This is a genomic window from Bradyrhizobium sp. WSM4872 (genome assembly GCF_055811715.1).
On the sequence record NZ_JBVVPT010000003.1, the window covers coordinates 132,704 to 152,044 of the forward strand.

Annotated in this window: 19 protein-coding genes; 2 read left to right on the forward strand and 17 right to left on the reverse strand. The window is 63.7% G+C overall.

Going from position 1 to position 19,341, the window contains the following annotated elements:
- Positions 1–77 precede the first annotated feature (77 nt).
- Positions 78–851, forward strand: a complete 774-nt coding sequence (locus AC0L3C_RS06285; RefSeq protein WP_473407455.1) for a hypothetical protein — start codon at positions 78–80, stop codon at positions 849–851.
- A gap of 350 nt (positions 852–1,201) precedes the next feature.
- Here AC0L3C_RS06285 and AC0L3C_RS06290 read toward each other — a convergent pair whose 3' ends face one another.
- From AC0L3C_RS06290 to AC0L3C_RS06310, 5 genes are read right to left on the reverse strand one after another with little or no spacing between them, the layout of a single operon-like run.
- On the reverse strand, positions 1,202–2,245 hold the full coding sequence (locus AC0L3C_RS06290) for an ABC transporter ATP-binding protein (RefSeq protein WP_473407456.1): 1,044 nt from the start codon (positions 2,243–2,245) through the stop codon (positions 1,202–1,204).
- Positions 2,238–3,218: an ABC transporter ATP-binding protein gene (locus AC0L3C_RS06295; RefSeq protein WP_473407457.1), complete on the reverse strand. Its 981-nt coding sequence runs from the start codon at positions 3,216–3,218 to the stop codon at positions 2,238–2,240. Before AC0L3C_RS06295 ends, AC0L3C_RS06290 begins: the two co-directional genes overlap by 8 nt.
- The gene (locus AC0L3C_RS06300; RefSeq protein ID WP_027518234.1) at positions 3,215–4,036 is read right to left on the reverse strand and encodes an ABC transporter permease; all 822 of its coding nucleotides are present in this window, start codon (positions 4,034–4,036) and stop codon (positions 3,215–3,217) included. The genes AC0L3C_RS06295 and AC0L3C_RS06300 overlap by 4 nt, the downstream gene beginning before the upstream one ends.
- Entirely contained in the window at positions 4,033–4,956 is a 924-nt protein-coding gene (locus tag AC0L3C_RS06305; protein WP_007610960.1) for an ABC transporter permease, read from the reverse strand. The genes AC0L3C_RS06300 and AC0L3C_RS06305 overlap by 4 nt, the downstream gene beginning before the upstream one ends.
- 60 nt (positions 4,957–5,016) lie before the next feature.
- Positions 5,017–6,606, reverse strand: coding sequence for an ABC transporter substrate-binding protein (locus tag AC0L3C_RS06310; protein ID WP_473407458.1), 1,590 nt, complete (start codon positions 6,604–6,606; stop codon positions 5,017–5,019).
- Positions 6,607–6,904: 298 nt separating this feature from the next.
- Here AC0L3C_RS06310 and AC0L3C_RS06315 point away from each other — a divergent pair, with 298 nt between their 5' ends.
- Entirely contained in the window at positions 6,905–7,789 is an 885-nt protein-coding gene (locus tag AC0L3C_RS06315; RefSeq protein ID WP_473407459.1) for a hypothetical protein, read from the forward strand.
- A gap of 31 nt (positions 7,790–7,820) precedes the next feature.
- On the opposite strand, the gene mtnK is transcribed toward AC0L3C_RS06315, so the two are convergent.
- The 12 genes from mtnK to nuoI form a co-directional block, all read right to left on the reverse strand.
- The gene (gene mtnK, locus AC0L3C_RS06320; RefSeq protein WP_473407460.1) at positions 7,821–9,110 is read right to left on the reverse strand and encodes an S-methyl-5-thioribose kinase; all 1,290 of its coding nucleotides are present in this window, start codon (positions 9,108–9,110) and stop codon (positions 7,821–7,823) included.
- A gap of 90 nt (positions 9,111–9,200) precedes the next feature.
- Positions 9,201–9,548 (reverse strand): hypothetical protein, encoded by a 348-nt coding sequence (locus AC0L3C_RS06325; protein WP_275171304.1) that lies wholly within the window; start codon positions 9,546–9,548, stop codon positions 9,201–9,203.
- Positions 9,549–9,578: 30 nt separating this feature from the next.
- Entirely contained in the window at positions 9,579–9,854 is a 276-nt protein-coding gene (locus tag AC0L3C_RS06330; RefSeq protein ID WP_473259891.1) for a DUF1467 family protein, read from the reverse strand.
- A 9-nt stretch (positions 9,855–9,863) separates the two neighbouring features.
- On the reverse strand, positions 9,864–10,268 hold the full coding sequence (mce, locus tag AC0L3C_RS06335; protein ID WP_007603572.1) for a methylmalonyl-CoA epimerase: 405 nt from the start codon (positions 10,266–10,268) through the stop codon (positions 9,864–9,866).
- A 13-nt stretch (positions 10,269–10,281) separates the two neighbouring features.
- Positions 10,282–11,952, reverse strand: a complete 1,671-nt coding sequence (locus tag AC0L3C_RS06340) for a ribonuclease J (protein ID WP_473407461.1) — start codon at positions 11,950–11,952, stop codon at positions 10,282–10,284.
- On the reverse strand, positions 11,952–12,758 hold the full coding sequence (locus AC0L3C_RS06345; RefSeq protein WP_473407462.1) for a biotin--[acetyl-CoA-carboxylase] ligase: 807 nt from the start codon (positions 12,756–12,758) through the stop codon (positions 11,952–11,954). The genes AC0L3C_RS06340 and AC0L3C_RS06345 overlap by 1 nt, the downstream gene beginning before the upstream one ends.
- A 1-nt stretch (position 12,759) precedes the next feature.
- Positions 12,760–14,196 (reverse strand): NADH-quinone oxidoreductase subunit NuoN, encoded by a 1,437-nt coding sequence (gene nuoN, locus AC0L3C_RS06350; RefSeq protein ID WP_007610975.1) that lies wholly within the window; start codon positions 14,194–14,196, stop codon positions 12,760–12,762.
- Positions 14,197–14,218: 22 nt separating this feature from the next.
- Entirely contained in the window at positions 14,219–15,727 is a 1,509-nt protein-coding gene (locus tag AC0L3C_RS06355; protein ID WP_473407463.1) for an NADH-quinone oxidoreductase subunit M, read from the reverse strand.
- 1 nt (position 15,728) lies between these two features.
- A complete protein-coding gene (nuoL, locus tag AC0L3C_RS06360) occupies positions 15,729–17,828 on the reverse strand; it encodes an NADH-quinone oxidoreductase subunit L (RefSeq protein WP_473279170.1) in 2,100 nt (699 codons plus the stop codon).
- Between the two features lie 61 nt (positions 17,829–17,889).
- Positions 17,890–18,198, reverse strand: coding sequence for an NADH-quinone oxidoreductase subunit NuoK (nuoK, locus tag AC0L3C_RS06365; RefSeq protein WP_015685769.1), 309 nt, complete (start codon positions 18,196–18,198; stop codon positions 17,890–17,892).
- Complete coding sequence (locus AC0L3C_RS06370) at positions 18,195–18,833, reverse strand: NADH-quinone oxidoreductase subunit J (protein ID WP_007610978.1); 639 nt, start codon at positions 18,831–18,833, stop codon at positions 18,195–18,197. The genes nuoK and AC0L3C_RS06370 overlap by 4 nt, the downstream gene beginning before the upstream one ends.
- 9 nt (positions 18,834–18,842) lie before the next feature.
- Positions 18,843–19,331, reverse strand: coding sequence for an NADH-quinone oxidoreductase subunit NuoI (nuoI, locus tag AC0L3C_RS06375; protein ID WP_026232873.1), 489 nt, complete (start codon positions 19,329–19,331; stop codon positions 18,843–18,845).
- Positions 19,332–19,341 lie beyond the last annotated feature (10 nt).

The following is a 19,341-nucleotide window of genomic DNA, read 5'->3' on the forward strand; positions in this document are numbered from 1 at the left end:
AGGCAGCACTGGGAGTGCGCGGCGCTTAATTTGGGCGGTATGCAGACGGGCTATGGTCTGATGAGAGGACAATCCACATGCCGAAAACCAAGGAGCAAGACCTTGCATCGAGAGCTATGAGCATTGGGTTGGCAGTCTCGAGCGTGATCAACACGTGGTCGCTGCCCCTATGGCACCAGGACTTCGAGACTCAGCCCGAACTTAGAAACAAACTGTTCGTGCTGCTGATCAACGGAATGCTCGATGCATCTTGGGAATTCAAGGTACGGCTCAACGGATTGGAGAAGGAAGCGCAGAAGCTGAGCTCGCGATCTGTCTTGCACTATTTGCCTGTGTTTTCTGCTCATATCGCGCTCGTCAACGACATGGTCTGTCAATTCTCCCGGGAGGAAATGATTAACATGACCGAGTTGCGGAACCAATGGCTACACGGCACTTGGACGGAAGTGCACAAGGAGGCCAGAACAGTCTATTACGGCCGCGAGGGCCGCATCATTCGCGAGAAGATTGTTTCAGAGAAGTATTGGAATATTATCGCCATGGCGAGAATGCCCTTGGACGCTTATCTCACGCCCCTGCGCGAACGTATGATGAATAGAAAGACTTTCCTATGGGCCGTGACGGGGACTTGGATGAGCAATCCTATGATCATCGACATCATTCAGAAGGACTTGGCCCTTCATAGCAACTGGGTTTCCCCGAATGCAGTGATAGTCATTCCCGAGCCCGAGTTCGTTCCTGATGAAGACAACGACGCCTTTTTCGCGCTAAAGGATATTGGGCGCCTTATCCCCCCCGGCCAACTTATGTCCCGGGTCGTCAACCTCGTACCGACGCAAAAAGAGAGTTGATTGGCGCAACCCTTTCCTGAAGGGAGTGGACGTGCATCAGGGAAACGTGCTGGACTTCGGCCTTTCAACCGCAAGGCAGCATTGATTTCCGATGACAAGACGCGCAGCCCGACCGCCCAGGCGGTGCATCTTCTGTGACGGCCGACCGCTCACTGACGAACACATCTGGCCGGAGTGGGTCCAAGAATTCGTTCACGCAAATTGGGCAACAACACTCATACGGCCACCAGCGCCATCTACTCGTTGGGGCCAGCGAAGACGATCCTTCCGGCGCAACCGCGAAGTCGTGATCGCTAAGGGACGACGCGAGCAACGCGAATGCACCTCATCCGGAGCTTCGAAGCGGCCACTCAGGGTGACGGTGATAGAGCGACGCTCTCTCCACGAATCTCCTCGCTTCGCCAACACCTCACCGCGTGCCCATCTGGACGCGTTTCGAGCACCGGCCCCGGCTCGCTCCGACACACAGCTTCCGCGTGGCGGCATCGCGGGCTGAAGGCGCATCCGTTCGGCGGATTGAGCGGGTTGGGAAGGTCGCCGCCTGTCGTCGCCAGCGGTGCGTGACGCAAGGGATCGGGGATGGCGGCGATCAGGGCTTGCGTGTAGGGGTGCGCGGGCCGCTCGAAAATCTCGCGCCAGTGGCCGTTCTCGACGATGCGGCCGAGATACATCACGGCGACCTTGTCGCTCATGTGTTCGACGACGCCGAGATCGTGGCTGATCATGATGTAGGAGAGACCGAGGGTTTCCTTCAATTCCAGCAGCAGGTTAATGATCTGGGCGCGGATCGAGACATCGAGCGCCGAGACGGGTTCGTCGCAGATGACGATCTTCGGGTTGAGGATCAGCGCACGGGCAATGCCGATGCGCTGGCGCTGGCCGCCCGAGAATTCATGGGGGTAGCGGTCGGCCTGCTCCGGCCGCAGGCCCACATGCCGCAGCATCTTCGCGACGCGGTCCTCGATCTCGCTCCTGGCCGTGACGCCATGCACACGCAGGGGATCCTCCAGCGTGCGGCGAACGGTCTGGCGCGGATTGAGCGAGGCGTAGGGATCCTGAAACACGATCTGCACGATGCGGGCCAGCGCCTTCCGATCCCCGGATGGCCGGTTCGTCACGACCTGTCCGTCCAGCACGATGCGGCCGCGCGTCGGCGTCAAGAGGCCAAGGATCGACAATGCGACCGTGGACTTGCCGGAGCCGGACTCGCCGACGAGGCCGAGGCATTCGCCGCGCTTCAGGGTGAGATCGACGCCGTCGACGGCACGGAGCAGCCGACGGCCGCGCCCCAGCAGGCCACCTCCGAGCGGAAAATGGACCGCGAGATCCTCAACGCTGAGAATGACATCGTCGTTCGGCCGTGTCTCACCCACCCTGTCTTGCGGCTCATGCATGGTGGTGACACCTGACCAGGCCGCCGGCCTCCAGCACATCCGCTCCCGGCGCGGTGGTCCGGCAAATATCGGTCGCCTGCGCGCAACGTGGATTGAACCGGCAGCCGTCGGGGAAATTCGTGATGGCCGGCACGACGCCCGCGATCTCCGTCAGCCGGGTGCGGCCAAGGGCTGCGCGACTGCCGAGCCGCGGCAACGAGGCGACCAGGCCTCGCGTATAGGGGTGCGAGGGTGCCCGGAAAATATCGGCCGAGCCTCGCTCCTCGACGATGCGGCCGGCATACATCACGGCCACGCGGCGACAGACATTGGCGACCAGCCCGAGATCGTGGCTGATCATCAGGATGGCGGTTCCTCGCTCGGCGCATAAATTCCGCATCAACTCGATGATTTCGGCTTGCACGGTGACGTCGAGCGCAGTGGTCGGCTCGTCGGCGATCAGGAGATCCGGACCGCAGGCGAGCGCGATGGCGATCATCACGCGCTGGCGCATGCCGCCTGAGAGCTGGTGCGGGTAGTCCTTCACGCGCCGCTCCGGCGCGGGAACGCGGACGCTCGCCAGCGCCTCGACCGCCAGTCTGTCGGCTTCCCGCCAGCTCTTGCCCTTGTGCAGCACGAACATCTCGGCGATCTGCCGGCCCACCGGCGAGACCGGGTTCAGCGCCGTCATCGGCTCCTGGAAGATCATGGCGATGCGATTGCCGCGCAGATCGCGTTGCCGGGCGGCCGAAAGGTGCTGGATCTCCCGCCCCTCAAACCGGATGGCGCCGCCGCCGATCGACAACGGCTGCCGCAACAGGCCGATCAAGGCGAGCGCCGTGATGCTCTTGCCGCAGCCGGATTCACCGACCAGGCCGAACGTCTCGCCGCGATCGATGCGGAATGAAATGCCCTCGGCCGCCGCGACGCGCCGCGATCCATCGTCGAGATCGATGCTGAGATTCTCGACCTCGATCAGCGGCGCGCCGGTCATGTGCGGCGGCTCCGCGATTGGGGATCGAGAATGTCGCGCAGGCCGTCGCCGAGCAGATTGAGGCCGAGCACCGTCAGGAAGATCGCAAGGCCGGGAAACACCGAGAGCCACGGCGCCGTCGTGATCTGGTCGCGGGCATCCGACAGCATGCTGCCCCAGCTCGGAAACGGCGGGCGGACGCCGAGGCCGAGGAACGACAAGGCGGCTTCGGACAGCACCGCGCTGCCCATGCCGAGCGTGCCGATGACGACGATCGGCCCCAGCATGTTCGGCAGCAGCTGGGTGATCATGATGCGCAGATCGCCGTAGCCGAGCACGGTCGCGGCCTGCACGTAGCCCTGGCTCCTCAGCGACAGCGCCGAGGCCCGCGCGATCCGGCACGTGAAGGACCAGTTGGTCAAGCCGAGTGCGATCAGAAGGCTGGTCAGGCCGGGTCCCAGAACCGCCATGATGGCCAGCGCGAAGATCAGCGAGGGGATCGCGAGCATGAGATTGGTCAGGCCGTTGACGACATCGTCCCACCAGCCGCCCCAATAGCCGGCGCTCAGGCCCAGCGCTACGCCGATGACGCTGTTGATGAGCTGCGAGACGATGCCGACCGTCAGCGAAACGCGCGCGCCATAGACGACGCGGGAATAGATGTCGCGGCCCTGGTCGTCGGTCCCGAACCACCAGGTCCAGCTCGGCGGCTCTTCCGCGTTGAGCAGATTGGCGTCCAGGACAGGATCGGTATGCGCCAGCCAGGGCGCGAGCAGGCCGACCAGGATCGCGAGCGCGAACAGCGCGCCACCGATGACGAGATTGGCGCGGAGCTTCATGCGTATCTGATCCTGGGATCGATCACGCCGTAGAGCACGTCGATCAGCAGATTGATCGCGAGAAAGGACAGCACCACGACAAGAATGGAGCCCTGGACGGCCGGAATGTCGCGCTGCAGGACACTGTCGACCAGCAGCGAGCCGATGCCCGGCCAGGAATACAGTTTCTCGACCACGACCGCCTGCCCCATCAGCGCGCCGAACTGCAGGCCGACGGTGGTGAGAATGATGACAAGCGCGTTGCGCATCACATGCCACTTCACGACCCGGGTCTCGCTCATGCCCTTGGAGCGCGCGGTGCGGACGAAATCCGCGGTCATGATCTCGAGGACCGCGGCGCGCGTCGTCCGGGCGAACAGCGCCATCGGCGAGACGCCAAGCGTCACGGCAGGCAGGATCAAATATTTCAGTCCGCCATCGCCATAGCCGAAACTCGGCAGCCAGCCGAGCTTCAACGCAAACAAGTACATCAGCACCAATCCGAGCCAAAATTTGGCGATCGAAAGTCCAGACACCGCCACGACCATGGCCAGCGTGTCGACGATGCCCCCCGGCTTCAGCGCGGCGATGAAACCCAGGGGAACACCGATCACGACAGAAAACGCCATGGCCGCGAAGATGAGCTGGAGCGTCGGCCATATCCGCTTGGCGATCATGAACGTCACAGGCTCGCGCGTCCGGAACGAGGTTCCGAAATCACCGGTCGCAAGCTTGGCGATGTAGACGCCGAAGCGGACATAGACGGGATCGTCGAGGCCGAGCTGCTTCTTCATGCGCAGCTCGACCTGCGGATCGGCATCGTCGCTCATGGACGAGACGATGCTGCCGGGAACGACGCTGAACAGCACGAACACCAGAGCCACCACGGCGAGCACGGTCGGAATGGTCTGCAGCAGGCGGCGGAACAGGAAGGAGAGCATCGGCACTTTTCCTCTCTCCCTCCGTCGTTCATGGCGACGGAGGGAGCGCGAGAGCGCGTATCACTTCGCGGGCGAGGTCTCGTCGACCCAGAGGTCTTCGACGTTCTGATGGGTGAGTTCCGTGGCGTTCAGCTGAATTCCCTTGAGCCACGGCTGCACCGCCATGACCGCCTTGTTGTAGTTGAAGAACCAGACCGGCGCCTCTTCGTAGAGCAGCGCATTGGCCTTTCGCAGCAGCTGGGTGCGCTTGGCCGGATCGTCCGCCTGCCCGGCCTCGTCGATCAGCTTGTCGAACTCGGCATTCTTGAAGTTCATGTAGTTGCAGGCGGGTTGCGGCGTCGCCGAGTGGAAGCATTTGAGGGCAGCCTGCGGATCAGGGCCGCTCGCCTGGGAATAGATGAAGGCCTGGTAGTCGCCGCTGCGAACCACCTCCGCCAGCACCGCGGTCTCGACCTGCTTGACCTTCGCCTTGATGCCCACCCTGTCCAGCATCGGGATCACGGCCGAGACGATCGGCAGGCCCCAGCTCTCGTTCTGGCTGGTGGTCCATTCGAATTCGAAGCCCGAGGGATAGCCGGCGTCGGCGAGCAGCTGCTTGGCCTTGGCGGGATCAAAGGCGTAGGGCTTCATGGACTTGTCGTAGGCTGGCGAGGTCAGCGGCAGCCAGCTGGTGGCGCGGTAGGCCTTGCCCTTGACCAGCTTGTTGATGATCAGGTCGGTGTCGATCGCGTAGTTGATCGCCTGCCGGACCCGCTTGTCGGCAAACGGCTTGAACGTTGGATTCATCCCCATGTAGCGGGTGAAGACCTCGGCGACTTCGACGACGGTGCCCTTGAGGTCGGCGTCGTTCTGATAGGCGACATATTGCGCCGGTCCCAGCACGGAGGTGTCGATCTCCTTGTTGCGGAAGGCGACATCGCGGGCCGCGGCCTCGCCCATGACCGACACGATGATCTTGTCGGCGTAGGGTTTGCCGGGCCTGTAGAACCGGTCCCACCGCTCCAGAACGATGCGCGATCCCGGCACGTGCTCGACGAATTTGAAAGGTCCAAGGCCGATCGGCTTCTGGAGAAAGCTCTCCTTGGCGGCTTCGTCGGCGGGATAGATCGATGTGATCGCGTTCCAGAAATAGAAGCCCGGATCGACTTTCTCGGTCAGCTTCATCTCGATCGTAAAGTCGTCGATTTTCTTGAGGCCGGAGATCTCCTTGGCCTGGCCCTTCTCGACCGCGGCAGCGCCCTCGATCACGCGGACATAGCGCGCGCCGGGATAGGCCTTGGTGCCGTCCATGATGCGGTTGTAGGTCCAGATGACGTCGTCGGCCGTCATCTTGCGGCCGTTGTGGAAATAGGCGTCGTCGCGCAGCTTGAAGGTGTGAACGAGGCCGCCGCCCGAGACGACGTCCTCCTTGGCGAGCTCCAGAACCGGCTTGCCTTCCGCGGAATTCCAGATGTAGAGCGACCGGTGCAGGGCCTTGGCGTAGATCTCGTCCTGGGCGCGCTGCGTCGTATGAATGTCCAGGCTGGTGAAGCTCGAGCCATAAGGCGCGGTCATGCGGATGGTTCCGCCCTTGCGCGGGGTCTGGGCCTCTGCTGAGGCGGCGAGTGCCAGTGCCAAACCCGCGACGATCGCCACTCTTCTCAACATCATGGTCCCCTCCGGCAACGCAGGCGTATTCCAGTCCGGCGAGTTGACCATTCAGCGCACGTCGAACGCAAGCTTCTCTTTTCGTCTTGGATGCCGCAGTTCCTTGCAGCCCATCCTTGAGTGATCGCCCCAGGGCCGAGCCCTCAAGATGAGGTCGTGCATTGCGGCAAAATCCTCAACCCGGTGGGAATCAGAGCGGAAACAGCGATCTACACGCCGTGAACGTGATCCCCAATCGATGCGACCAAGATCAGGACAAGGGCCATAGCCCGGTGATCTCGCGAACGTGGGAATCCGACAGATGAAAAGCCGAACGTTAGGTGTTTTGCTTGCCGGCGGCCTGGTCGCCACCATGGCTCTGCTGGCGAGCCCGGTCGCCGCAAGCCTTGGCCGGAACAGCGAGGTAGACAGCATCCGGATTGGCTGGAGCAGCACCTCCGATCAGGACGACGATGTCGACCAGGCATGGTGGGCGGTCCGGAGCCATGAGACGGCGAATAATTTCGTCGAGCGACTGCTCAGCATCCCCGTCGGGACGCTCGCGCGGCGCGTAGGCGTGAGTTTCGAGGCCAAGCTCTCCGAGGGTACCGGCCTGCCGCTGCCCGACGGCTGGGCCCTTGCGACCGCGAAAAATTCGCCGCTGATCACGTCGGTCTACGCGGAGACGCCGCGCGATCTCGCTTCTGTGCTCGGCTTCTATCGCGACGTACTCGGCAAGCGCGGCTGGACGGAGCAAGACGGTGCGGTGGTCGCCTCGGACCGGGCGGAGATCGCCTTCACGACGGCCCGCGGACCGACCCTGCTCCGGCTCTCCCGTCAGGATGACAAGACAATCGCCGAGCTGTCGAGGCGCAAATCCGGCCACGCAACTGACGGCCTTCTGCCCGAGCCGGGGCAAGTGAGGCTGATGCTCGGCAACAAGACGGATGAAGCGGCGGTCATCACCGTCGCCGAGCAGACGATCAAGCTGGCGGCGCATGCCGGCGAAAAGTTGGCGAGCTCCGACTGTATCGCAGGCCAACTGCCGGACAGCCAAAAGATCGATGTGCCGCCCGGCAAGTACAAGGTCATCCTCAAGGTCGAGGACGGCACGGTCCAGAGCAGGGAGTTCGTGCTTGCGGCCAACGAGACCTGGGGTCTGCTGGCAGGCACGGACGGCGTCCTGCTCCCGGTGCGGCTCTATTGATGTGCCCTCACCGCGTCATTGCGCGACGACCTCAGTTCGATAATTCCGGCTGCCAATCCCGCAGCTTTCGCGCGGCGCCGGTGACCTCGGCGATGGTCCGAAACGCCGCTGCCTCGACCATCGTCGTACGCGCCAATCGCACCGCGCGGGCTTCGCTGACCGCGCGCTGCTTCGGATCCTCGATCAGCTCGAAGTCGATGTTGTGGGCGAGACCGAAGATGCGGCGGATGGTTTTCGCCGCGGCAAAGCCCACGGTGTCAGTGAACAGCCGCTGCATGTAGGCCTGCCGTTCCGTCTCCAGCCGCGCGGCCCCCTTCTCGCCGGCAAAGAGTGAGACAGGATAGGCGTCGCCAGTCGCTCCGGCGCGCCAGAGATCGAGGAACTTGCGCGCGAACTCGCTCCAGACCTTTTCGACCGCCTCGAGCACCCACGTTTCAAACGCCGCCCGTTCGCCCGGCGAGCGCTCGTGACCCGCGGAGGCGAAATAGGCCATCAGCAGATTGGCCAGCACGGCGCCAACATCGAAACCCATCGGGCCGTAGAATGCAAATTCGGGGTCGATCACCCTCGTCTCGCCGACCGTGACCATGATCGAGCCGGTGTGAAGGTCGCCGTGGAGCAGCGCCTCGGGGCTGGCCATGAACTTCAGCTTCAGCCGGGAGATCGCGACATGCAGGTCCATATCCTCGCGCAGCTCTGCGGCGAGCGCATCGAGATATGGCGCGGTCCAGCGGTTCTGCTCGGCGATGCGGTAGGGATCGGTGAAGATCAGATCCTCGGTGATCTTGCACAGCGCATGGTTGCCGGCGAAGGCGGCGATGCCCTGCTTCTTCTCGGCCGCCGACAACGCGAGGTCGGAGGTGAAGAACAATGTCCGCGCCATGAAGGTGGTGATGTCATCGGCAAAGCGCGGATATCGCGCCCCCGCAACCATCCCCTTGCGCATGATGATGTGGGGCTCGAGCAGTTCCATCACCGTCAGCGCCAGGGCCTCGTTATGATGCAGCAGCGCCGGCACGAGGCCGGGCGCGAGCTCGGCCTGCCGCGACAAAGCGAGATATTCGTAATGAGCGCGGGACAGCGGCAGCGGCCAGCTCTCGCCGACGAGGCGGACATAGGGCAGCGCCTGCTTCACGGCGACGCCGCCACGGCCGCCCTTGACAATGAAAACGAGATTGAGATTGCCGTCGCCGACTTCGGTGATCGACCAGGAGGCCGGCTCGCCACCGAGCGTCCCTGCGAGGTCCGGAACCCCTGCGAGATAATCCCGCAAGTCAGCCTCATGCAGAATCCGATAATCCCCTGCCCGGTCTCCGGTCATGACGATCCCATCCCATTGTTATTTGAGCATGATCTTGTCGGAAAACCGCTTCACACTTTTCCGGATCATGCTCCTGTATGGGCCGGATCGTTACTCCCGCTCCAGGAAGCTCGAGCCGATCTCGGCCTTTCTTTTGATCGGATCGTAATCACAATAGACGCTGTCCGCCACCAGCGTGTAGCTGGCGCTGACGGTGTATTTGTCTGTCTTGACCGAGTTCAGGCCGATCACCGAGGTGCTCTTGCCGCCGTTCCATTTGAACGGTGTCGAGCTCTTGGCCTGCTCGCAGGCGATGACGGCCTCGTTGAAGACGTAGCCCTCGACGAACGCCTTCAGGGTGCGCACCTGCACGGCCATCTTCCACTCGAAATAGCCGATGGCACCGAGGCCGGCGACGATCAGCACCAGAAGCGCGACGACGATCCGCTGAAAAGTCATTGGTCCCCCAACAAAGCCAACCAAAAATTCCTAGAACGGCATGCCCATCAATTTCGACAGGCGTTCGATCGAGAGATAGCCGGCGTGATAGGCGACCATGGCGATGGCGTAGATGATCGCCGAGATGATCGTGGTCCAGATCAGCTTGCTCCTCATTCGCGTCAGGATCGGCGCGCCGGGGTCGCTGCCCGGCACTCCGACGCCGTCCTCGTGCTGGCTGCGCACGCCGAACGGCAGCGTCAGGAACAGCGCGACCCACCAGATGACGAAGTAGATCGCGATTGCGGTTGAGATCTGGATGGCCATGGCTTCGGCCTATGCCTGCTCGATTTCGACCAGCGCCCCGGAAAAATCCTTCGGGTGCAGGAACAGCACCGGCTTGCCGTGGGCGCCGATCTTCGGCACGCCGTCGCCGAGCACCCTTGCGCCCTCCTTCACCAGCGTGTCGCGCGAGGCGATGATGTCGACCACCTCGTAGCAGACGTGGTGGATGCCGCCGTCGGCGTTGCGATCGAGAAACTTAGCGATCGGCGAGGCCTCGCCGAGCGGCTCGATGAACTCGATCTTGGTGTTGGGCAGCGTCGCGAACACGGTGGTGACGCCATGCTCGGGTAGCGCGACGGCCTCCGAGATCTGGGCCCCGAACGCGGCGCCATAGATTTTGGCGGCCTTGACGGCGTCCTTGGTCGCGATCGCGACATGGTTGAGCCGGCCCAGCATGTTTCTTCTCCCGTTACACTGTCAGGACGTGTACCAGACAGGGGGGCTTTTTGCCCCAATGTTCGTTGATCACGGAACGGACAGCGCGTCGCACCGACTCCGCCAGCGCATCCGCGTCGCGACGGCGCGCCTTCGGCAGGCCCTCGACAGTGGAGACCACGGCGTCGAAGACGATGTCGTCGAAGGGCTCGCCCGCTTTGTTCTTCTCGGGGATGCCGACGAGTTCGACCGCGGGATCGTCGGCAAGCTCGCCCTGCTCCGTCATGGCGATGGCGACAAAGGCGCAGCCGGAGAAGGCCATGCGACGCCGCTCGACCACCGCGCGGGACTTGGAGTCCTCCAGAATCGTGCCGTCCTTGTAGAGACGGCCTGCAGGCACTTGCCCAATGATGCCGGGATCGCCGGGGCCGAGCTTGACGAGATCGCCGTTGCGGCAGACCAGCACGCGCGGCACGCCGGCGGCACGCGCGAGCTTGGCGTGCTCGTTCAGGTGCAGGGCCTCGCCATGGACCGGGATCAGGAGCTGCGGCCTGGTCCAGGCGATCATGTCGCGCAATTCGTCGCGGCGGGGATGACCGGAGACATGGACCAGCTGGTCGCGGTCGGTGATGACCTCCACGCCCTGCAACACCAGGCCATTGATGATCGCGCCGACCGCCTTCTCGTTGCCGGGAATGGTGCGCGAGGAGAAGATCACGCTGTCGCCGCGGTTGAGCGTGATCTCGGGATGGTCGTCATTGGCGATGCGCGCCAGCGCGGCACGGGGCTCGCCCTGGCTGCCGGTGCAGAGCGCCAGCACCTTGTCCTGCGGCAGATGACCGTAGACGTCGGGGGAGCGGAAGCTCTGCACGCCGTCGAGATAGCCGGTCTCGCGCGCGACCTGCACCACGCGCTCCATGGCGCGGCCGACCACGACGACCTCACGGTCGGCGGCCTTCGCAGCGATGGCGACCGCCTTGAGGCGCGCGACGTTGGAGGCAAAGGTCGTGACCGCGACGCGGCCCTTGGCGGCCTTGACGAGCTCGGTGATGGATTTGGCGACCTCGGCTTCCGACGGTGAGCGGCCGTCGCGCACGGCGTTGGTGGAATCGCCGATCAGGGCGAGCAGGCCCGCATCGCCGAGCTCGCGCAGCCGCTTTTCGTCGGTCGGGCGGCCGATGATCGGGGTCGGATCGATCTTCCAGTCGCCGGTGTGAAGCACCGTGCCGACATCGGTGTGAATCGCCAGCGCATGCGACTCCGGAATCGAATGCGCGACCGGGATGAACTCGACGTTGAACGGGCCGATATCGACGCGCCCGCCTGACGGCACCACCGTCACCGGGATCTTCGGCGCATTGCGCTCGGCGGCGCACTTGGCCTCGAACAGCGCGGCGCTGAACTGGGTCGCGTAGATCGGGCATTTCAGCTTCGGCCACAGGTCGATGATGGCGCCGAAATGGTCCTCATGGGCGTGAGTCAGCACCAGCCCCATCAGGTTCTTGCGTTCCTTCTCCAGGAAGCTGATGTCGGGCATGATCAGGTCGATGCCCGGCAGATGCTCCTCGTCGCCGAAGGAGACGCCGAGATCGATCGCCAGCCAGGCACGCTGCTGGCGGTTGCCGAGGCCGTAGATCGACAAATTCATGCCGATCTCGCCGACCCCGCCGAGCGGGGCAAATACCAGTTCTTCAGGCTTCGCCATCACGCAGCTCCCACGGAGGCGGCCGTGCCGAAGAACACCTCGCCCGCGGCCACCGGCACGCGCCGACCCTCCGCGGTGCGGACGATCAGGCAGCCGGTGTCGTCGATCGTGTCAAAAATGCCTTCCAGCGTCATCACTCCCGTGTGGATCGCGACCCGCTCGCCGAGGCCGGCGGCGCGCTCCAGCCACAATTTGCGAATGTCGGCAAAGCCGCGGCCATTGTCCCAGATACCGCGGAATTCCACCCAGGCGTCCGAGAGCGCCGAGAACAACTCCTCCGCGCTGATCTGGACGCCGAGCGCGGCCAGTGACACCGCCGGCGTGGGCGTACCCTCGGGCGCGGCGACGACGTTGGTGCCGATGCCGCCAACAATGGCAAGACGCTCGCCGATGGCTTCGGCCTCCAGGCCGATGCCGACCAGCTTCTTGCCGCCGGCCAGCACGTCGTTCGGCCATTTCAGGGTGTAGCGGGGACGGCCCTCGCCGAGGCGCAGCGCCGCCTCCAGGCTGACCTTCTCCAGCGCGGCCTCCTCGGCCAGCCCGGCCGCGAAGCCGATCGTCGCGGCGACGGAAGGGGCGACGTCGAGGACTTCGAGCACGCTGGCGGCAAGATTACCCCTTGGCGCGATCCAGGCGCGCTGGCGGCGGCCACGGCCGGCGGTCTGCTCCGAGGTCACGAACCACATCGGGCCGCGTTCGCCGCGCCTCGCGTGCTCGATCGCCTCAGTATTGGTCGAGCCGGTCCGTTCGAAAGCTGCGAGCTTGTAGCCCGCCGACGCCGCACGAGGACCGAGCGCGAATGCCATCCTAAAACAGCGACTTGGCGGCGGCGGAGGCGACGCTCACCACCGGGCCCGCAAACAGGGCGAACAGGATGTTGAACAGGCCCGCGACCGCCAGCACCGTCTTGACTTCGACGCGCACCGGATCGACCTGCCCGGCCGGCTCGTCGAAATACATCGTCTTGACGATGCTGAGATAGTAGTAGGCGCCGACCACGCTGGTCAGCACGCCGATCACAGCGAGCGTGAACAAATTCGCCTTGATGGCGGCGACGAAGACGTACCATTTGGCGAAGAAGCCGGCGAGCGGCGGAATGCCGGCGAGCGAGAACAGCAGCATCGCGAACATGAAGGCGAGCAGCGGATTGGTGCGCGAGAGACCTGCGAAATCGCTGATCTGCTCGACCGGCTGACCGTTGCGCTTCATGGCCAGGATGATGGCGAACGAGCCGAGCGTCATCGCGACATAGATCACGATATACATCAAGACGCCCTGAGCGCCCTCCACGGTGCCGGCGGCAAGACCGACCAGGGCAAAGCCCATATGGCCGATCGAGGAATAGGCCATCAGGCGCTTGATGTTGCTCTGCCCGATCGCGGCGAACGAGCCCAGCGCCATCGAGGCGATCGCCACGAACACCAGGATCTGCTGCCACTGCGAGACGATGCCCGGGAATGCGGTCAGCGTAACGCGGGTGAAGACCGCGAGCGCGGCCACTTTCGGGGCCGAGGCGAAGAAGGCTGTCACGGGCGTCGGCGCGCCCTCGTAGACGTCGGGCGTCCACATGTGGAACGGCACCGCCGAAACCTTGAAGCAGAGGCCGGCGAGCAGGAAAACGAGGCCGAACACCAGGCCGACATTCGAGATCGTCGCGGCCGCCGCGATACCGGTGAAGGCCACCGTGCCGGTGAAGCCATAGATCAGCGAGGAGCCGTAGAGCAGCATGCCCGAGGACAGCGCGCCGAGCACGAAGTACTTCAGGCCGGCTTCGGTCGACTTGGCGTTGTCGCGGTTCGAGGCCGCCACGACATAGAGCGCCAGCGACATCAATTCGAGGCCGAGATAGAGCGAGATCAGGTCGCCGGCCGAGATCAGCACCATCATGCCGAGCGTCGAGAGCAGCACCAGGATCGCGTATTCAAAGATGCGGCGCGATGGATCCGACAGGAACTCGGTCGACAGCACCAGCGTCACGGCCGAGCCGATCAGGGCCAGGATTTTCATGAAGCGGGCAAAATCATCGACGATGAAGCTACCGCCGAAGGTCACGTGCTTGCCCGCGGGCAACATGTATTCGAGCACGCCGACCACGATCAGGAGCAGCACCGCGAGCGTCGTGACCGTCTTGGTGGTCTCCTGCCCGCGATAGGCGCCGAGCATCAGGAGTGCCATGGCCCCGACCGCGAGCACGAGCTCGGGCAGCACCGGCGCCAGTTGATAACCTGCAGTCTCAAAGCTCATGGCGATTTCCTGACCTGCCCGCTCACTGGAGCAGTGCGGCGGCCTTCACGGCCGTCACAGCGGTGTTGTAATTGTTGACGAGTTGCTGGACCGAGGCCGCCGACATGTCGAGCACCGGCTTCGGATAGATGCCGAACAGGATCGTCAGCGCGATCAGCGGGAACAGCGTCAGGCCCTCCCGGAAGGTGAGATCCTTCATGCTCGCCAGCGACGGCTTGACCAGCGCCCCGAACACGACCTTGCGGTAGAGCCAGAGCGCATAGCAAGCCGACAGGATCACGCCGAAGGTGGCGAAGAACGCGGTCGCGATCGAGACCTTGAAGGTGCCGAGCAGCGTCATGAACTCGCCGACGAAGCCGGAGGTGCCGGGCAGACCGACGTTGGCCATGGTGAAGACCATGAAGGTCAGCGCGTAGAGCGGCATCCGGTTGACGAGGCCGCCATAGGCCGCGATCTCGCGAGTGTGCATGCGGTCGTAGACGATGCCGACGCAGAGGAACAGCGCGCCGGAGACGATGCCGTGCGAGATCATCTGGAACACGCCGCCGGCGACGCCCTGCATGGTGCCGGCAAAGATGCCCATGGTGACGAAGCCCATATGCGCCACCGAGGAGTACGCGATCAGCTTCTTCATGTCCTCCTGCATCAGCGCCACCAGCGAGGTGTAGATGATGGCGATGGCCGAGAGCGTGAACATCAGCGGCGCGAAGTCGTGCGAGGCCAGCGGGAACATCGGCAGCGAGAAACGCAGGAAGCCGTAGCCGCCCATCTTCAACATGATCGCAGCCAGCACCACCGAGCCTGCGGTAGGCGCCTCGACGTGGGCGTCGGGGAGCCAGGTGTGCACCGGCCACATCGGCATCTTCACCGCGAACGAGGCGAAGAAGGCAAGCCACGCCCAGGTCTGCAAGCTGCGCGGCACGGCGGTGTGCATCAGGGTCGGGATGTCGGTGGTGCCGCCGTTCCAGTACAGCGCCATGATGGCGAGCAGCATCAGGACCGAGCCGAGCAGCGTGTAGAGGAAGAACTTGAAGGACGCATAGACCCGGCGCGGACCGCCCCAGACGCCGATGATCAGGAACATCGGGATCAGGCCGCCTTCGAAGAACAGGTAGAACAGCACGAGATCGAGCGCCGAAAAGGTGCCGATCATCAGCGTTTCCAGGATCAGGAACGCCATCATGTATTCGCGGACGCGGTTGGTGATCGCCTTCCAGCTCGCGATGATGCAGAACGGCATGATGGCGGTGGTCAGGATCACGAGCGGCAGCGAAATGCCGTCCACGCCCATGTGGTAGGTGATGCCGGTAGCGAGCCAGTTCGCCTTCTCGACGAACTGGAAGTCGGCGCTCGACGCATCGAACCGCATGACCAGGATCACCGACACCGCGAAGGTGATCAGCGTGGTCCACAGCGCGATCCAGCGCGAATTGCGCCTGCTAGCCTCGTCATCGCCGCGGCTGAGATAGACGATCAGCGCGCCGACCAGCGGCAGGAACGTCGTGACGGATAGAATTGGCCAGGTCGTCATTTTACTGGCCCCCAAAGCCGAACATGAACCAGGTGATCAGGCCGGCGGCACCGATCAGCATGGCGAACGCGTAGTGGTAGAGATAGCCGGTCTGGATCTTCACGACGTTGCGGGTGACGTCCAACACCCGGGCAGAGACGCCGTCGGGACCGAGGCCGTCGATGATGAAGCCGTCGCCCTTCTTCCAGAGCTGGTAGCCAATCCACTTCGCCGGACGGACGAAGATGATGTCGTAGAGCTCGTCGAAGTACCATTTGTTGAGCAGGAACTTGTACAGCATCGGCTGCGTGTTCGCGAGCTCGACCGGCAGATAGGGCCGGCGGATGTAGAACAGGTACGACACCAGGAAGCCCAGCACCATCATCGCCGTCGGCAGGAAGGCGATGGTCTCGGGGATGTGGTGCATATCCTCGATGATGTGCGGGTTCATCTTCACGGATTCGCGGAAGAACTCCTCGATGCCGTGACCGGCGAACAGCTCCTTGAACGGGAAGCCGGCCAGGATGGAGCCGACCGCGAGCACACCGATCGGGATCAGCATCCAGATCGGCGCTTCATGCGCGGCCTCGTAATGGTGATCGTCATGCGGCTCGCCGTGGAAGGTCTTGAAGATCAACCGCCACGAGTAGAACGAGGTCAGGCCGGCCGCGACCACCGTCATCAGGAAGCCGTACATCGCGAAAGGATTGTGCGAGGCGTAGGCGGACTCGATGATCGCGTCCTTGGAGAAATAGCCGGCGGTCAGCGGGAAGCCGGTGAGCGCGAGCGTGCCAACCACCATCACCGCGTAGGTGTAGGGGATCTTGCGCCACAGGCCGCCCATGTTGCGGATGTCCTGCTCGTGATGCATCGCGTAGATCACCGAGCCGGAGCCCAAGAACAACAGCGCCTTGAAGAAGGCGTGCGTGAACAGATGGAACATGCCGACCGAATAGGCCCCTGCCCCCATCGCCACGAACATGTAGCCGAGCTGCGAACAGGTCGAGTAGGCGACGATGCGCTTGATGTCGTTCTGGACGAGGCCAATGGTCGCCGCGAAGAACGCCGTGGTGGCGCCGAAGAACATCACGACGGCCTGCGCGTTCGGCGCAAGCTCGAACAGCGGCGACAGGCGCGCCACCATGAAGACGCCGGCGGTGACCATGGTCGCGGCGTGGATCAGCGCCGACACCGGGGTCGGGCCTTCCATCGCGTCCGGCAACCAGGTGTGCAGCAGGAACTGCGCCGATTTGCCCATCGCGCCCATGAACAGCAACAGGCAGGTCAGGGTCAGCGCGTCGGCGTGCCAACCGAGGAAGTTGATGGTCTTGCCGGTGAGACCTGGCGCAGCGTGGAAGATGGTCTCGAAATCGGTCGAGCCGGCCAGCAGGAAGATCGCGAAGATGCCGAGCGCGAAGCCGAAATCGCCGACGCGGTTGACCACGAAGGCCTTGATGGCGGCGGCGTTCGCCGAGGGCTTCTGGTACCAGAAACCGATCAGGAGGTAGCTCGCCAGACCCACGCCTTCCCAGCCGAAGAACAGCTGCACGAGGTTGTCGGCGGTCACCAGCATCAGCATGGCGAAGGTGAACAGCGACAGATAGCCGAAAAAGCGCGGCCGGTTCGGGTCCTCGTCCATGTAGCCGATGGAATAGAGGTGCACGAGCGAGGACACGGTGGTCACGACCACCAGCATCACGGCGGTGAGCGTGTCGACCCGCAGCGTCCAGTAGACCTGAAGATCGCCGGAGAGGATCCACGGCAGCAGCGGAATGCGCATGTCGTGGTGCATGAAGCCGACATCGACCAGCGTCATCCAGGACAGCGCCGCCGACACGAACAGCAACGCCGTGGTGATCAGCTCGGCGCCGCGCGAGCCCGCCGCGGGCGGCTCGGAGACGTGGTGGTCATCGTGGCCGTCGCCGGGCTCGTGATGGGTCTCGTGAATGACCGACGCATCGTCGGTGATCGTGTCGGACGCATGGGCGTGCGCGCCATGACCGTGATCATCGTGATGCTCGACCGTGTCGCCCGAAGGGTTGCGGGCATGCGCGCCGAACAGCGCGATCAGGCCGGCCAGAATAGCGCCCAGCAGAGGCAGAAAGACGATTGCCTGGACCATGATTTAATCTTTCCGCACGATCTGGTCGGAAAACCGGTATCCACTTTTCCGGATCATGCGATCAGCCCTTCATCAGATTGACGTCCTCAACCGCGATCGAGCCGCGGTTGCGGAAATAGACCACCAGGATGGCGAGACCGATCGCGGCTTCAGCGGCCGCGACGGTGAGCACCAGGAGCGCGAAGACCTGCCCGACGATATCGCCGAGGAAGGTCGAGAACGCCACGAGATTGATGTTGACCGCGAGCAGGATCAGCTCGATCGACATCAGGATGACGATGATGTTCTTGCGATTCAGGAAGATGCCGAGGATCCCGAGCGTGAACAGGATCGCGCCGACCGCAAGATAGTGTCCGAGCCCGATCGTCATTTCACCCACTCCGCCGCGTCAGAGTCCTGGAGCCCCTGCCCCGGCGCCACCTTGCGTATCGCCATCGCGATTTCGGGCGTGCGCGCGTTCTGAACGTTGATGTCCTGCCGCTTGACGCTCGCCTTGTGCCGCAGCGTCAGCACGATGGCGCCGATCATTGCGACCAGCAGCACCATGCCCGAGAGCTGGAAGTAGTGGATGTATTTGGTATAGAGCACCAGGCCCAGCGCCTCGGTATTGGAGACGTTGGTCGGGATCGCCGCGGTGATCGTCTTGGCGACGCCGGGGTTGATGACCCAGAAGCCGACGGTGAGGAGCAGCTCGAACAGGAAGATGCCGCCGATCACGAGGCCGACCGGGAGGTACTCGATGAAGCCCTCGCGCAGCTCGAGGAAGTCGACGTCGAGCATCATGATCACGAACAGGAACAGTACCGCGACCGCGCCGACATAGACGACGATCAGGATCATCGCCAGGAATTCGGCGCCCATCAGCACGAACAGGCCGGAGGCGTTGACGAAGGCCAGGATCAGGTACAGCACGGAGTGCACGGGATTGCGCGAGACAATCACCATCACCGCCGAGGCGACGCAGACGCCGGCGAACAGATAGAAGAACAGCGCGGGAAGGATCATGCTCTCATCTCACCGGTACGGCGCGTCGAGTTCGATCGCTTTCGCGATCTCGCGTTCCCAGCGGTCGCCATTGGCGAGCAGCTTGGCCTTGTCATAGAACAGTTCCTCGCGGGTCTCGGTCGCGAACTCGAAGTTCGGACCTTCGACGATGGCATCGACCGGACAGGCTTCCTGGCAGAGGCCGCAATAGATGCACTTCACCATGTCGATGTCGTAGCGCACGGTGCGGCGGGTGCCGTCGTTGCGGCGCGGGCCGGCCTCGATGGTGATGGCCTGCGCCGGGCAGACCGCCTCGCACAGCTTGCAGGCGATGCAGCGCTCTTCGCCGTTCGGATAGCGGCGCAGCGCATGCTCGCCGCGGAAGCGCGGCGAGATCGGGCCCTTCTCGAACGGATAGTTCAGCGTCGGCTTCGGCTGGAAGAAATAGCGCATGGCGAGGAAGAACGCCGAGACGAATTCCGACAGCAGGAGCGAGCGTGCAGTGGCGTTGATGTTGATACCCATGACG

Excerpts from the sequence above, each read along its gene's own strand:
- AC0L3C_RS06285 (WP_473407455.1), top strand. The coding sequence starts at position 78 with ATGCCGAAAACCAAGGAGCAAGACCTTGCATCGAGAGCTATGAGCATT.
- AC0L3C_RS06290 (WP_473407456.1), bottom strand. The coding sequence starts at position 2,245 with ATGCATGAGCCGCAAGACAGGGTGGGTGAGACACGGCCGAACGACGAT.
- AC0L3C_RS06295 (WP_473407457.1), bottom strand. The coding sequence starts at position 3,218 with ATGACCGGCGCGCCGCTGATCGAGGTCGAGAATCTCAGCATCGATCTC.
- AC0L3C_RS06300 (WP_027518234.1), bottom strand. The coding sequence starts at position 4,036 with ATGAAGCTCCGCGCCAATCTCGTCATCGGTGGCGCGCTGTTCGCGCTC.
- AC0L3C_RS06305 (WP_007610960.1), bottom strand. The coding sequence starts at position 4,956 with ATGCTCTCCTTCCTGTTCCGCCGCCTGCTGCAGACCATTCCGACCGTG.
- AC0L3C_RS06310 (WP_473407458.1), bottom strand. The coding sequence starts at position 6,606 with ATGATGTTGAGAAGAGTGGCGATCGTCGCGGGTTTGGCACTGGCACTC.
- AC0L3C_RS06315 (WP_473407459.1), top strand. The coding sequence starts at position 6,905 with ATGAAAAGCCGAACGTTAGGTGTTTTGCTTGCCGGCGGCCTGGTCGCC.
- mtnK (WP_473407460.1), bottom strand. The coding sequence starts at position 9,110 with ATGACCGGAGACCGGGCAGGGGATTATCGGATTCTGCATGAGGCTGAC.
- AC0L3C_RS06325 (WP_275171304.1), bottom strand. The coding sequence starts at position 9,548 with ATGACTTTTCAGCGGATCGTCGTCGCGCTTCTGGTGCTGATCGTCGCC.
- AC0L3C_RS06330 (WP_473259891.1), bottom strand. The coding sequence starts at position 9,854 with ATGGCCATCCAGATCTCAACCGCAATCGCGATCTACTTCGTCATCTGG.
- mce (WP_007603572.1), bottom strand. The coding sequence starts at position 10,268 with ATGCTGGGCCGGCTCAACCATGTCGCGATCGCGACCAAGGACGCCGTC.
- AC0L3C_RS06340 (WP_473407461.1), bottom strand. The coding sequence starts at position 11,952 with ATGGCGAAGCCTGAAGAACTGGTATTTGCCCCGCTCGGCGGGGTCGGC.
- AC0L3C_RS06345 (WP_473407462.1), bottom strand. The coding sequence starts at position 12,758 with ATGGCATTCGCGCTCGGTCCTCGTGCGGCGTCGGCGGGCTACAAGCTC.
- nuoN (WP_007610975.1), bottom strand. The coding sequence starts at position 14,196 with ATGAGCTTTGAGACTGCAGGTTATCAACTGGCGCCGGTGCTGCCCGAG.
- AC0L3C_RS06355 (WP_473407463.1), bottom strand. The coding sequence starts at position 15,727 with ATGACGACCTGGCCAATTCTATCCGTCACGACGTTCCTGCCGCTGGTC.
- nuoL (WP_473279170.1), bottom strand. The coding sequence starts at position 17,828 with ATGGTCCAGGCAATCGTCTTTCTGCCTCTGCTGGGCGCTATTCTGGCC.
- nuoK (WP_015685769.1), bottom strand. The coding sequence starts at position 18,198 with ATGACGATCGGGCTCGGACACTATCTTGCGGTCGGCGCGATCCTGTTC.
- AC0L3C_RS06370 (WP_007610978.1), bottom strand. The coding sequence starts at position 18,833 with ATGATCCTTCCCGCGCTGTTCTTCTATCTGTTCGCCGGCGTCTGCGTC.